Annotated in this window: 12 protein-coding genes; 3 read left to right on the forward strand and 9 right to left on the reverse strand. The window is 47.2% G+C overall.

Annotated elements, in window-relative coordinates; translation table 11 throughout:
* Positions 1-16: 16 nt before the first annotated feature.
* The 5 genes from glpK to AC0VYE_RS29085 form a co-directional block, all read right to left on the reverse strand.
* Positions 17-1,507: a glycerol kinase GlpK gene (gene glpK / locus AC0VYE_RS29065; protein ID WP_475444163.1), complete on the reverse strand. Its 1,491-nt coding sequence runs from the start codon at positions 1,505-1,507 to the stop codon at positions 17-19.
* 31 nt (positions 1,508-1,538) lie between these two features.
* A complete protein-coding gene (locus AC0VYE_RS29070) occupies positions 1,539-2,093 on the reverse strand; it encodes a glycerol-3-phosphate responsive antiterminator (protein WP_430063306.1) in 555 nt (184 codons plus the stop codon).
* A 59-nt stretch (positions 2,094-2,152) separates the two neighbouring features.
* Complete coding sequence (locus tag AC0VYE_RS29075) at positions 2,153-3,172, reverse strand: LacI family DNA-binding transcriptional regulator (protein ID WP_475444165.1); 1,020 nt, start codon at positions 3,170-3,172, stop codon at positions 2,153-2,155.
* 140 nt (positions 3,173-3,312) lie between these two features.
* Positions 3,313-3,681, reverse strand: coding sequence for an ArsR/SmtB family transcription factor (locus tag AC0VYE_RS29080; protein WP_372238973.1), 369 nt, complete (start codon positions 3,679-3,681; stop codon positions 3,313-3,315).
* A 92-nt stretch (positions 3,682-3,773) separates the two neighbouring features.
* The gene (locus AC0VYE_RS29085; protein ID WP_475444167.1) at positions 3,774-6,440 is read right to left on the reverse strand and encodes a family 78 glycoside hydrolase catalytic domain; all 2,667 of its coding nucleotides are present in this window, start codon (positions 6,438-6,440) and stop codon (positions 3,774-3,776) included.
* Positions 6,441-6,659: 219 nt separating this feature from the next.
* On the opposite strand from AC0VYE_RS29085, the gene AC0VYE_RS29090 reads away from it, so the two are divergent.
* Genes AC0VYE_RS29090 through AC0VYE_RS29100 form a run of 3 tightly spaced genes read left to right on the forward strand, consistent with a single transcriptional unit; the run spans position 6,660 to position 8,429 of the window.
* Positions 6,660-7,526 carry a helix-turn-helix domain-containing protein gene (locus tag AC0VYE_RS29090; RefSeq protein WP_475444169.1) on the forward strand — a complete coding sequence of 289 codons (867 nt, stop codon included), beginning with the start codon at positions 6,660-6,662 and terminating at the stop codon, positions 7,524-7,526.
* Between the two features lie 49 nt (positions 7,527-7,575).
* Positions 7,576-7,737: a hypothetical protein gene (locus tag AC0VYE_RS29095; protein ID WP_339204950.1), complete on the forward strand. Its 162-nt coding sequence runs from the start codon at positions 7,576-7,578 to the stop codon at positions 7,735-7,737.
* A 47-nt stretch (positions 7,738-7,784) separates the two neighbouring features.
* Positions 7,785-8,429: a metal-dependent hydrolase gene (locus AC0VYE_RS29100; protein WP_076267236.1), complete on the forward strand. Its 645-nt coding sequence runs from the start codon at positions 7,785-7,787 to the stop codon at positions 8,427-8,429.
* Between the two features lie 104 nt (positions 8,430-8,533).
* On the opposite strand, the gene AC0VYE_RS29105 is transcribed toward AC0VYE_RS29100, so the two are convergent.
* The 4 genes from AC0VYE_RS29105 to AC0VYE_RS29120 all read right to left on the reverse strand — a co-directional run bounded on the left by AC0VYE_RS29105 (position 8,534) and on the right by AC0VYE_RS29120 (position 13,397).
* A complete protein-coding gene (locus AC0VYE_RS29105; protein WP_076267413.1) occupies positions 8,534-9,517 on the reverse strand; it encodes an alpha/beta hydrolase in 984 nt (327 codons plus the stop codon).
* 235 nt (positions 9,518-9,752) lie between these two features.
* Positions 9,753-11,120 carry a sensor histidine kinase gene (locus AC0VYE_RS29110; RefSeq protein WP_475444171.1) on the reverse strand — a complete coding sequence of 456 codons (1,368 nt, stop codon included), beginning with the start codon at positions 11,118-11,120 and terminating at the stop codon, positions 9,753-9,755.
* Positions 11,117-11,791, reverse strand: coding sequence for a response regulator transcription factor (locus AC0VYE_RS29115; protein WP_475444173.1), 675 nt, complete (start codon positions 11,789-11,791; stop codon positions 11,117-11,119). The genes AC0VYE_RS29110 and AC0VYE_RS29115 overlap by 4 nt, the downstream gene beginning before the upstream one ends.
* A gap of 130 nt (positions 11,792-11,921) precedes the next feature.
* Positions 11,922-13,397, reverse strand: a complete 1,476-nt coding sequence (locus AC0VYE_RS29120; protein ID WP_475444175.1) for a protein adenylyltransferase SelO — start codon at positions 13,395-13,397, stop codon at positions 11,922-11,924.
* Positions 13,398-13,426: the final 29 nt, after the last annotated feature.

Below are 13,426 nucleotides of genomic sequence, written 5' to 3' on the forward strand. Positions count from 1 at the left end.
CATCAGTATAGCATAATTATTGTGCGAAAGCCATGGCCGCTCGGACTGCACGATGCCATCCGCTGTATAAATCGGCACGTGTCTCCTCTTCCATAGCAGGCTTAAATACTTTATCTACCTGTCTCAGCTTAGCCAGCTCCTCGCGGTTTTGCCAGAAGCCTACCGCAAGTCCGGCTAAATATGCAGCTCCGAGCGCTGTAGACTCATTTACTACTGGACGCTCCACGGGAACGCCAAGCAGATCACTTTGGAATTGCATAAGCATGTTGTTAGCAACGGCTCCGCCGTCTACACAAAGCGACTCCAGCGGCAAACCTGATTCCTCCTCCATAACGGAGAGGACGTCTTTGGTCTGGTAAGCCAGCGACTCTAATACTGCACGGACAAAATGTGCCTTGGATGTCCCCCGCGTGAGTCCAAATACGGCTCCTCTAACATCGCTATTCCAGTAAGGCGTACCGAGTCCAACAAATGCCGGCACGACATAAACACCGTCCGAGGACTCCACCTGCTCCGCCAGATCTTCCGTCTCGGATGCTGATTCAATAAGCTCTAGACCATCTCTAAGCCACTGAATCGCAGCACCTGCCACAAATACGCTGCCTTCAAGCGCATACTCCAGCTTGCCATCAACCTCCCACGCTATCGTGGTGAGCAGCCCCTTCTCGGAGACGATTGCTTTGGTGCCCGTATTCATTAACATGAAGCAGCCCGTACCATATGTGTTTTTTGTATTTCCTTCTGCATAAGCATTTTGACCAAACAAAGCTGCTTGCTGATCACCAGCTGCTCCTGCAACAGGAATTTTGCGTCCGACTATTTCATCAACCACATGTCCGTAAACTTCAGAGGAAGAGCGTACCTCCGGCAGCATCGCTTTAGGAATGTTCAAAATATGCAGAAGCTCATCGTCCCAGCTCCGCTCATGAATATTGAACATAAGCGTTCTAGAAGCATTCGAAACATCCGTTACATGCACCTGTCCACCGGTTAAATTCCAGATCAGCCACGTATCAATCGTGCCAAAGAGCAGCTCGCCTTTCACAGCACGCTCGCGTGCGCCCTCCACATGCTCAAGCAGCCAGCTCACCTTCGTGCCTGAGAAATAAGCATCAATGAGCAGGCCCGTCTTCTCATGAAACTGTTGCTCATAACCGCTTTTCTTAAGACCATCACTAATTTCCGCCGTTTGGCGGGATTGCCATACGATCGCGTTATGAATCGGTTGACCCGTCGTTTTGTCCCAGACAACGGTTGTTTCCCGTTGATTTGTAATTCCGATTCCAGCAATTTGCTCAGCGGTAATGCCTGTTTTGGCCAGCAGCTCTGCCATTACCTTTTTCGTCGACTGCCATATAAACATAGCATCTGCTTCTACCCATCCTGCATGCGGGTAAGACAGCGGAAGCTCTTCTCTTGCTATATCTACTATTGTTCCACTCTTATCCACGAGCAGCGCGCGCGTGCTGGTTGTGCCCTGATCGAGCGATAACATATACGTTTCCACTTGAATCCCTCCTTCACTTTTCAGCTTCCGCTTATTTTCCTAGCTTCCACAGCTCTTTCCGCGATGTCGTTATCGCCGAAGCTCCCGCTTCAAGCGCCTGGCTGACATGCGCCTCCGTACGAATTAGTCCTCCCGCTATAATGGGAATGCCGCTCCGCTGCTTCACTTCACTTATAATATCCGGTATAACACCCGGCAGTACCTCAATGAAATCAGGACGATTTTTGTCCAGCACCGTATAACTTCTCTCCAAAGCATCCGAATCAATAAGAAATAATCGCTGAATGGCAATCAGTCCATTCTGCTTCGTACGACCAATAACGCTGGATCGCGTCGAGATAATGCCTGCAGGCCTGATAGACTGGCATAGAAACTCTGCCGCGTATTCATCGTTTTTCAAGCCATCGATCAAATCGGCATGCAGCAGTACCTTTTTGTTATGCTGACTCGCCAGATCAACGATATGCTTTAACTGCCCCAAATGCCCTCCAAGAAGCACCATGTATGAAAAAGGCGAGGCAAGCACCGCTTCCACATCCTTCAGCTTATGCACTGCCGGCAATACATTTTGCCCGTTTAGCAACATCGACATCTTGCCACCTCCGCTCGAATGCTTGAATTTACTCGTCTTAGCTGCTTCTTTATTCAGCGCTTCACTCGTTTAATGCTGCTCTCACGTTCCTGCAGCTTGGTCGGCAATACGATCTTTTTCGCAATATCCCGCTTTGAAGCCAGACGATCAGCAAGCAGCTCAACAGCCGTCTCGCCCATATACTCCATGTGCACCTTAACCGTCGTAAGCGGAGGCTGCAAAAAGGCTGAAATAGCGATATCATTGTAACCGACTATGGAAATATCTTCTGGCACCCGAAGCTCCGCTTCATGGAGTGCTCGGAGGGCGCCGACGGCCATAGAATCATTTTCGATAAAAAAAGCGGTTGGCACTTTATTCGCTTTTATCGCTTGCTGCATCAGCTTATATCCGTCTTCGGAATACAAATGCTCTCCCGTATAAACAAGCTCTGCATCGTACAGTCCTTTATCAGTCATTCGTTCTATAAATACATGCTCACGCTCATCACGCACACGCTTATTATTTACTAAGTTATGCCCGCCAATATAACCGATTTCTGTGTGGCCTAGGCGAGTTAGATAATCAATCACTTCTGAAACCGACTTTCCGATATCAATAACAACAGAATCAAATCGATTGTCATCTGGGGAAGAATCAACGAACACAATAGGCTCCAGCCCCTCTGGAAAACGGTTCAGATCCTCTTTCTCGAAGCGCCCGATTGCGATGATGCCATCAAACGACTCGCCTCGCCAATCTTTCTCGTCAGAGTGGACTTGCATAAACAATTTTACCAAATCCATATTTCTGTGGAAGCACTCTCGCTCGATACCTAGCCGAATGGCCATGTAATATGGATCCAGCATTTCCTCTTGATCAGAATACCAGTTCACAAGACCAACCCGATAACGCTCTTTAAGCCCAGCACCGTTACGTTGACGCAGCGTCTTGTAATTCAATTGCTGCGCAATTTCAAATATACGTTTGCGTGTCTCATCTGCAACCGATATGGCTGGATCATAATTAAGCACCCGCGACACGGTCGCAATTGAAACCTTTGCTTTTTGTGCAATCTCTTTAATTGTAGCCATATTCCCTTTCCTTCCTGCTAACCCGTGACGATAAGTAAAATTATACTTTAATTTTACTAAAAATCAATAAAATCCATTCCAATAAAACAAAAGCTGCTCCTCATGGTTGCTAACCGTGAAGAGCAGCTTTGTTTGATATATTATTCATGCTTCAAATGCTGAAGCGTCAGCATAAAGACTTGTTCTACATGATCGTCATCGAGCGAATAAAAGACGGTTTTCCCGACTTTCCTCCGCTTGACGATACGCATGTTACGTAGCAGCCGAAGCTGATGAGAAACCGCCGATTGCCCCATGGAGAGCACCTCAGTCAAATCATGAACGCAAAGCTCAGACTGCACTAGCGCATGGATAATCTTCACTCGCGTGGGATCGCCAAGCGCCTTGAACAAATCAGCCAACTGAGCAGCTGTTGTTTCATTAATCATTTTGCTTCTAACATTCTCTATGTTTACCTCAGAGCCTGCGCACGAATCATCACATGCTGCGACAACTTGATTATCCATCATCATCCCACCAACCCTATTCATCCTAAAGCATATTATAACATGTTTCGGTTGATGGGGTGAATTTGAAATACCTGCTTGCAGCTTGCACAGATCTACCAAGCAAATCGATAGCTGCCAGACCCTGCTTGTATCGTAACGCCTGCCTCGGTCTCAGCTGCTGATGTTATTCCCGCACTCTCGGCAAGCAACCCGCCGCTCTCCGTTACCTTCGTTCCCGATTCCGCACCTGGCAAACGAATTTCCGCAGTGGTATTCGAAGGAATTGTCACATCAAGCTTGAAGTGCCCCTCTTCCGATTTGGACCATTTTGAGCTAACTGAGCCATATACCGTCTCAAGCTTCCCTTCCGCCCACGTCAGCCCTTCGCCCGGAAGCGGTGCGATGATGATTCGTTTATAGCCAGGAGCATCTTCCACCGTTTGAATGCCCGCTACCGTCCGGTACATCCAATCGCCAATCGCTCCGTAAGCATAATGGTTAAATGAGTTCATATCCTTGCTCCAGAAGCTTCCGTCCTCCTTGATACCGTCCCAATGCTCCCAAATCGTCGTAGCGCCTTTGGTCACAGGGTACAGCCAGGATGGATAGGTTTGCTGAAGTAGCAGCCTATATGCCACGTCGTTTTTACCGAATGCACTAAGCACATGGTTCAAGTAAGGAGTACCGACAAAACCTGTTGTCAGATGGTCTTTGCTTTGCTCAATTAGCTCTGTCAGCTTGGCTATAGCGCGTTTCTCTGCTGCTTCATCCAAGAGTCCAAACATCAAGGCTAACACCTGAGCCGTTTGCGTCGGAACAGCCAGCCGTCCAGCACCTGTTACAAATTCTTCTCTAAGCGCGGCTACAATATTGTCATACAGTTCCGAGTATCTCTTCGCATCAGCAGCCTCGTTGAGCACTGCTGCCGTCTTCTGAACGATGGATACCGAATAGGCATAAAAGGCCGTCGCGATAAAATCCCGATCCGTTGCCCCTACATAATCGCCCGACTTGGCATCAAGTCCAAGCCAATCCCCGAAGTGAAAACCTGTATTCCATAAAAACTCATTTTCGCCTTGGCGCTGAATATACGATACCCACGCCTGCATGCTGTCATATTGCTCTTCTAATATTCGTTTGTCTCCGTAACAAATATATAACGTCCAAGGGCAAATCACTGCCGCATCTCCCCATGCTGCTGAGGACATGTCATTCTCGCCCAGCACGTGAGGAACCACGAACGGAACGCCGCCGTCTTCTGCTTGATCCGCTTCTACATCACGCAGCCACTTCGTGAAAAAAGGAGCGACGTTAGATAAGTAAGATGCCGTTTGAATGAACATTTGCGCATCGCCAGTCCAGCCTAGACGTTCATCCCGCTGTGGGCAGTCGGTCGGTACGTCAAGGAAATTCCCCTTCAGGCCCCATTTGATATTATGCTGAAGCTGATTGACGAGCGGTTCAGAGCATTGAAACTCACCGGTTTCCTCCATATCCGAATGCAGCACAACACCTGTAAAATCATCAAGCTTAATGCTCTCCGTTTCAGGGAAGCCAATCAGCTGCACATATCGAAAGCCTTGAAACGTAAAGCGCGGCTCATATGTTTCGGACTCTCCGCCCTTCAGCACATATCGAATCATTTGTTTTGCCGCACGCAGGTTTTCAGTGTAGAAATTGCCTTCCTGATCAAGCACCTCTGCATGCAGCAGCGCTACTTCGGAGCCCGCTTTTCCCTTTATGGCAAACTGCACCCAGCCAACCATGTTTTGGCCAAAATCAAGCACGGTTTCCCCTTTGGGTGTCGTAATCAGAGCAACTGGCTTTAACCTCTCCTGCTTGCGAACAGGCTCATTCACCTGCGGCCTAAGCATACGCTTCTCATGCTGAACCACTTCAACCGTCTGCCACTCTTTCGTATTGTCGTCATAAGCGGCTGTACTCCAGCCCTCTTGTTCCAGGCGTGCATCATACGTTTCGCCATGATAAATTTCCGAGAACTGAACTGGACTGACCCCGGCCTTCCACTTCGTATCGGATACAATAACCTCTTCACGTCCATCCTCGTAAACGATGTGCATTTGCAGCAGCAGCGCCAAACGATCGCCGTACACGCAGCGCTGATTGCCCCACGCCAAGTTCCCTTTGTACCAGCCGTTTCCAAGGGAAGCGCCAATTGCATTCCCGCCTAATTTCAGCAGATCAGTCACATCATAAGTTTGGGTTTGCAGCGTATGATTGTAACTCGTCCAGCCCGGCGCAAAATAACTGTCGCCAACTCGCTGTCCATTTAGCTCTAGCTCATATATGCCGAGGGCAGTCGCATAAACCCGCGCTTCCTTCACTTTGCCTGTAAGCTCAAAGCTTCTCCTCATTAGCGGGCTAGGCTCCGCCTCAATTGGTAGCATCGCAAGCGGTGCAGCGATCCAGTCGCCAAGCCACTCGTCTGGACTAAGCAGTCCCATTTCCCAGAAAGCTTCAGCAGACCATGCGGTTGCATCTCCATTTTGATTCCAAGCCCGAACACGATAATAATAACGCTTACACGATTCAGCGACAAAAGAGTTCAGCTCAACATGCGTGGACTGCTCGCTGTTCACGCGCCCTGACTGCCATAGGATCGATGCAAAGTCTGGTTCTGCCGCAATCTCAATCTCGTAAGCCGTTTGCTTGACCGCCCGCTCATCTGAAAGCAATTTCCATCCTAAACGAGGTTTTCTCACTCCGATTCCAATTGGGTTTTGCTGATATTCACAATATACCGCACTAATTTCAAACATCCTATAATCCTCCTTAAGATCATTGATAACTATTAATTGTTTGTCCGAGCTTATTATAGAGTTGGCGCCCTTTTTTTGCGTGTTCGCCTTCCTTGCCACAACGCTTTACACTATAATTATAAAAAAGCATGCTTGAAAAATGTTGGGTAAAACGGACAATATCATGCGGCAAACAGGACATTTTCACAAAATGTAGAACTTGCGCAGGGAGAGCTCACGATGAACCATCCCGTAGAAACATACCGTGGAGAGTACTTTTTTCAGAACAACCAGCTGCTTTACGTTAATCGTGCAAGTGAAAGCATCATGAGCCCCTATCATGATCACGATTTTCTCGAATGCGTATATATTGCAGAAGGAGCCGGCTATCACCATATCGGAGATCAGGTGCATAAGGTGCGGAAAGGTCAGGTATTTTTCATCCCTATCGGCATTTCTCATGTGTTCAGGCCCATTTCCTCCGACCAAGCCCGCAACCCATTAAGCGTATTCAACTGCGTCTTTTCTCCATTGCTGCTGCATAAGCTTAGTGCATTCGCTTCCGATTATCGCAGCGCGCAGTTTATTAATGATATGGAAAGCGGCAATTTTCCCTATTATTCTTGTTTGGATACAAATAGTCAGTTTGAGAAGCTGTTTCTATCCTTGCATAGAGAATTTGAACTGACTCAGAGCGGCTCGTCCGATTACTTGCATACGCTGCTGCTCCAGCTGCTCATTACTCTGCAGCGCTCTGTTGCTAGCGATCCGGAAGTTACGGCTCGTGCACCGCAGCAGCTGGAATTTATAAAGCTGTTACATGATCTTGATCAGCGTTTCCAGCAGGAGCTGACCCTAGCGAAGCTGGCCGAGAATAGCGGCTGGAGCGAGCGTCATCTGCAGCGGCTCTTTCAGCAGTATACGAAACAAAGCTTTCATCGTTATTTGCAAAATTTGCGTATTCAAAAAAGCCAAGAGCTGCTTCGCGGCTCTCAGCTAAAAATCAGTACCATTGCCGAAATGGTTGGCTATCGCGATATTCATTCTTTTAACGCATTGTTCAAAAGGTGCACCGGCATGACGCCTAGCGTCTATCGCAGAGGCTAGAGAATAACCTCAGCTGGCATGCCTAAGCAGAAGGAGGTTCAATATCATCATGTTTACTCTAAAAGAAAAGCTTTATTTGCTTCAGCTGCTGAAGCAGCAAAATCGGAAACGTTTATTTGGCTTTGGCAAAAAAGACCCGGCGCATGATCGGCTGGTAGAGAAGCTGGAGCAAATGGTTCGAAACGAGCAAGTTAACAAAGAACAACTATAATAGACTGCCATATTTCATGCCACGCATAGTCAGTCACAGGAGGAATTATGACAGGAAAGACCCATCTTGCCATCGGAGCAGCTGTTGGTGCAGCCGCTTCTGTTTATTATCCCTTTACGATCGAGCACGCCGCTTTGTACATTGCTGTAGCCGGATTTTCAGCGCTAAGCGCTGATCTTGACGGACCAAGCATGCTCAGCACCAAGCTCAGCAAGCTATCGAAGCTCATTCGTGAGCTTACGCTTTGGTCCGGGTGCCTGCTAGCCGGAATCGTTGCCTATTATTTTTTCACAGATCAGTCTCCATCACCGGTGTACATAGGCGTCGCAGCCGCTATCTTCCTGCTGGGTCTTGTTGCTAAACAAGGCGTTATCCGAAATGTGCTTGCCAGCGCGGTTGGCTGTGCGGTTATGTACGCAGGCTACTACTACCAAATGAACTGGCTTATCGGCTTCGGACTGTTTTCTGCTTGGGTGCCTTGGCTGAAGCACCGCGGTATGACGCATACAATATGGGCCGTTCCGATTTGGGGATATATCGGCCTTGGACTGGAAAATCAGCTCCAAATCGAAGGGATCGCGATCGTGGCTATGCTCGGTTATTTATCTCATCTCGTAGCGGACACGCTCACGCCAAGCGGCGTAAAGTGGCTATATCCGCTTACGAAAAAATCTTTTAAAATCCGTTTATAATCTAAAATAAAAGCGGCAGCCTGGACGAATTACTAACGTCCGAGACTGCCGCTTTTTATTTAGCCTACTATCTTCTTGATCAGCATCTGCTTCTAAATGATCGTCTATTTGTCTTGTTTTACTTGCTCCATAAATGCCCGGAAGTTCTCAGCGATTTCTTTTGACTTGGTATGGTGCAAATAATGACCACCTTCAAATGTCATCACTTTACCATGAACAGAATCTTTTATTTGCTCTTCATGCAGCGGTATCCAACCTTTTACGCCTGTGTTATTCGCTTGTATAAAGAAAATAAGGGGAAGCTCTTTTGGGAATGATAAGCTTCGAGCTGCAACAAAATTGGGATAAAGATTTTCCAATTCATTTATGCTGGTGCTATTAAACATGTTTTTGTTTTGCAGCATCTTCATTTGTTTTTTTGTTTCATCATCATATGGCATCCCAGCAAACGGATCCTCACCAAAACTCGTCATCAATCTGCCGAAACCTGATTGCTTGAGCAGTTTAAAAGTTCCTAATGGTAATTTTTTATCCATACCGCCTTGCGTTGGAACACTCGTATCGATCCCAACAAATGCACTCACTTCGTTTGGATATTTGTTCACATAATCGAGTCCGTAAATGCCTGTAATGGAGTGACCCATTAAAATAAAACGGTCAATATTAAGGCTCTGCAGCGCTTCATGAATTTCACTTACAATATTATCTGTCGTTCTTTCTTTGTTGGTTCTATCACTTAATCCATAACCAAAAGGCTCAACCACGACAACTTTGTAAAATGGCGACAGCTCATCAATTAACGGCTTAAAATCAAGCGCTGGTGTCGCAGTTCCTTGACCAGGCAGGAGCACGATTGTTTCTTCGCCTTGTCCCTGAATCAGAACATTCATATTTTTCCCGTCTACCTTTACAGACTGACCATAGGGTTTAATTTTACCTTCCTCTGATTTGCTGTTGATCTTATTCACAACAAATACTGTAGCTACAAAAAGGACGATTGCTATAACTATTACTGCTAATACTTTAAGTAAAATGAACAATATTTTTTTCATTTTACTGGCTGGTTTTTTACCTGAATTCAAATCCATTTTCTTTGCCTCACGTATGTTCACTCTCATCTTCTCCTGTCATTTTCTCTGTGTTGGGCACTCTTAATTGGCCGCTAAAGAAAGCTTATACGACGAAGATGTACTCCGCGTGACGGCAATATGAACTGAATATGAACAGCAAAAAAAATGCTGCGGCAACACATGCAATGAGTTTGCACAGGCTGCTGCAGCATAAAGTAAACGAGCGATGTCGACTAATACAATATGAATCGAATTATTCTGTCGGAGTAATGATTGGCAGGGTGACAATGAAGGTCGTTCCTCGGCCAGGCTCACTTTCCACTTGGATGTCACCTTGATGAAGCGATACGATCTGTTTAACGATGGCAAGTCCCATGCCGCTGCCTTCATATTTACGGCTATGGGAGCGATCCGCCTTAAAAAAGCGCTCGAAGATACGCTTCTGATCCTCTAGTGCAATACCTATGCCGCTGTCGGATATTCGGACGGTCACGTTTTTGATATCTTGTTTGATACTCACTTTAATGATGCCGCCATCCTGCGAAAATTTGATGCTATTGCCGATTATATTAATCCATACCTGATTTAACAAATCATGATCAGCTGAAAAAATAACAGTGGGCAAATGGAGGTCGAAATGAATATTGCAAGTCGACCACTGCGGCTGAATCGCGACGATAATTCGTCTTATTTGTTCATCAAGTCTAAATGCGGTCAGCCGCATCTGTTGTGACTGAGATTCAAGCAAACTCAGCTTTAGCAGGCTATCACTCATTTTGGACATCCGCTTCGCTTCAGCAATAATAATATCCAGGTAGCGATTACGATCGGTATCCGCAAGATTTGCTTGCTTGAGCGCTATAGCATAGCCGGATATCGACGTGAGCGGAGACTGAACCTCGTGCGAGACATTCGTTACGAATTCTCTGCGCATCTGCTCCAACTGCTGCAGGTCATGCATCATTTCTTCGAAGCTTCGAGCCAGCGTTCCCAGCTCGCCCGTTTGTTTAATATTCAGCTTGACGTTGAAATCGCCAGATGCTATCCGCCTAGTCGCTCTTGTTAGCTTCTTGATTGGACTTATTAGAAATATGGAGGCAATTAGAATAAATAAGCTTCCAGTAATCAACGCGTAAGCGACAAAAGATAATCCCCATCTGAGTATAGTAGAGGCAGATGGAGGGGAGAGTGCTTCCACAAACATCGCTTTTATTCCCATGTCTGTATTGAGCGGCAATCCTATGAAAGTAACAGTCACCCCCTTCATACGAACCTGAACTCTTTCTCCAGCCAGTACCTTTATTACTTGTTCCTTGGCTATTGCAGCAGGCTTATGTCCGTGCAGCGCTCCGAAGGACTGGAACCGATCCGTCGTTTCGTAAATGCGAACATGATAGGAATTGAGCTGCCTCATTCCACTTACGAGTTTGTCCGCTTCACGTGAGGGGATGGCCTCATAAATTCGGGTAATATCCTGTCCAAAATTACTCATCAAAATTTGCGAGTTTTCACTCAATTTCTCTTGAAATGCCCAAGTTGCCACAAAAAAAGCAATGATCGTGCCCCCGATCACGGAGACTAGAAATATGAGGACGACTCGTGTATATAAAGATTTGATCATTCGTGCACCTCAAGCCGGTAGCCAAGCCCGCGCACCGTCTCGATATGAAAATCGGTAGTCGTCGCGAATCGTTCGCGCAATCGTTTAACATGTACGTCTATCGTTCGATCGTCGCCTGCATAGTCGATCCCCCAAATTTGATCGATCAGCTGCTCCCGCGTATAGATTTGTCCAGGTGTTCCAGCGAGCTTATAAAGGAGTTCAAACTCCTTGAGCGGCAACGCAAGTGATTCCATTCCTCTCATCACTTTATAGGTTTGCCGGTCAAGAATGATGCTGCCAAGCCGAATCGTCTGCGTTGAGCCAATCCGGTATCTTTTCAGAAGTGCCCCAACACGAGCCGTCAGCTCCAATGGATCAAATGGTTTCGTCAAATAATCATCCGTCCCGAGTTGGAAGCCTTTCACTTTCTCCCATGTCTCGCCTCTTGCAGTCAGCATAAGTAACGGAAGATCGGGATTGCTTCTTCGGAGCTCCTTGCACAACGTCCAACCATCCATAATCGGCATCATAATATCGAGTACGACAAGATCTATATGTGTCTGTGCATAGACAGCCAGCGCTTCCTTGCCGTCTCCCGCTTCAGCAGTTTCGAATCCGTCATTGCGTAGAAATAAACAAACGAGTTCGCGAATGTTCGCATCATCATCAGCAACCAGTATAGTAGGCATTCGTTCCCTCTTTCCCTGTTATGCGTCCATATAATAGTAATCATTATACTATAAATCGTGTTGAATGATAAAAACAGCACAGCACAGACAAAAGCAGCTGACCATTGAGGTGAGCTGCCGCTTTTTTATATCAGGTACCGCAAAAGGTTTGGTATGGACGAGTTGATACCCCAGGGAGCGTGTAATGATCAGACCGTTCGCGGGAGTGATCGTATGGGCTCGAAAGAACACTCAGAAGCTGCTCCATCACACGGTTGTCGCCTTGCTTCACTGCGGCTTCTAGCGCTTCTTCTACTCGAAGGTTGCGCGGGATTACCGCAGGGTTGCTTGCGCCCATCAACTGATAAGATGCCGCTTTGGATTCCGGCTGCCTGCCAAGTCTCGCTTGCCACAGCTCATACCATGGTGCAAATCCCTCGGTACTAAAAATAGCTGTGTCTTCAGGTTTATCTATTGTGAACGAGCGGAAGGTATTGGTGTAATCCGCACCATGCTCCTGCATCATGCGAAGCAAATCTGTAATTAGAGCCTCGTCCTCAAGCTCCTCGTTAAAAATTCCAAGCTTCGCTCTCATTCCATTAAGCCAGCTCTGATGGTACAGCTCTGCAAATCCAGATAACGCATCCTCTGCCAGTTTTATAGCTTGTTCTTCGTTGTCATGCAGCAGCGGCAAAAGCGCCTCAGCAAATCTAGCGAGATTCCACGCGGCGATACGCGGTTGGTTGCCATAGGCATAACGGCCATGAACGTCAATGGAGCTGAATACCGTTTCGGGATCATAGGCATCCATAAAGGCGCAAGGCCCATAATCAATGGTCTCTCCGCTAATCGACATATTGTCTGTATTCATCACACCGTGGATAAAACCAACGAGCTGCCATTTGGCGATTAGCCCTGCCTGACGCTTAATCACTTCTTGCAGCAGGCGAAGATAGCGATTCTCAGCTTCGCCAACCTCTGGGTAATGCCTTTGCAAAGTGTAATCAGCAAGTTGTCTGAGTTCTTCAGCCGTACCCCACTGGGCAACATATTGAAAAGTGCCAACGCGCAGATGGCTGGAAGCCACGCGGGTCAGAATTGCACCCGGTAGCTCCGTCTCGCGGTATACAGGCTCGCCAGTTGTGACAACGGCGAGGCTGCGAGTGGTAGCAATACCAAGCGCGTGCATAGCCTCACTTATAATATATTCGCGAAGCATCGGTCCAAGTGACGCCCGGCCGTCGCCTCCACGGGAGTATGGCGTTCTGCCAGAACCTTTAAACTGAATATCAAACCTCTCACCTGTGGGCGTAATTTGTTCACCCAGCAATAGCGCACGGCCATCCCCTAATCTGTTAAAATGTCCAAATTGATGCCCAGCATAAGCTTGAGCAAGCGGCAAAGTGCCTTCGGGAATCTCGTTGCCAGAAAGCATAGCAGCACCGTCCTGGCTTAGAAGCGATTTAACATTTAAACCTAGTGATTTTGCGAGCGATTCATTCATAATATTCAACTGCGGAGAGTGCACAGGCGGCGGGCTCATTTTTGTGAAAAACGAGTCCGGCAGCCGTGCATAACTGTTGTCAAAGTTCCAACCTATATTATCTAATGCTGTTTCCTCAGTCATCGTATCTCCTATATTCTTGTGTCGTTTAT

This window comes from Pristimantibacillus sp. Z349TD_6, assembly GCF_056173205.1.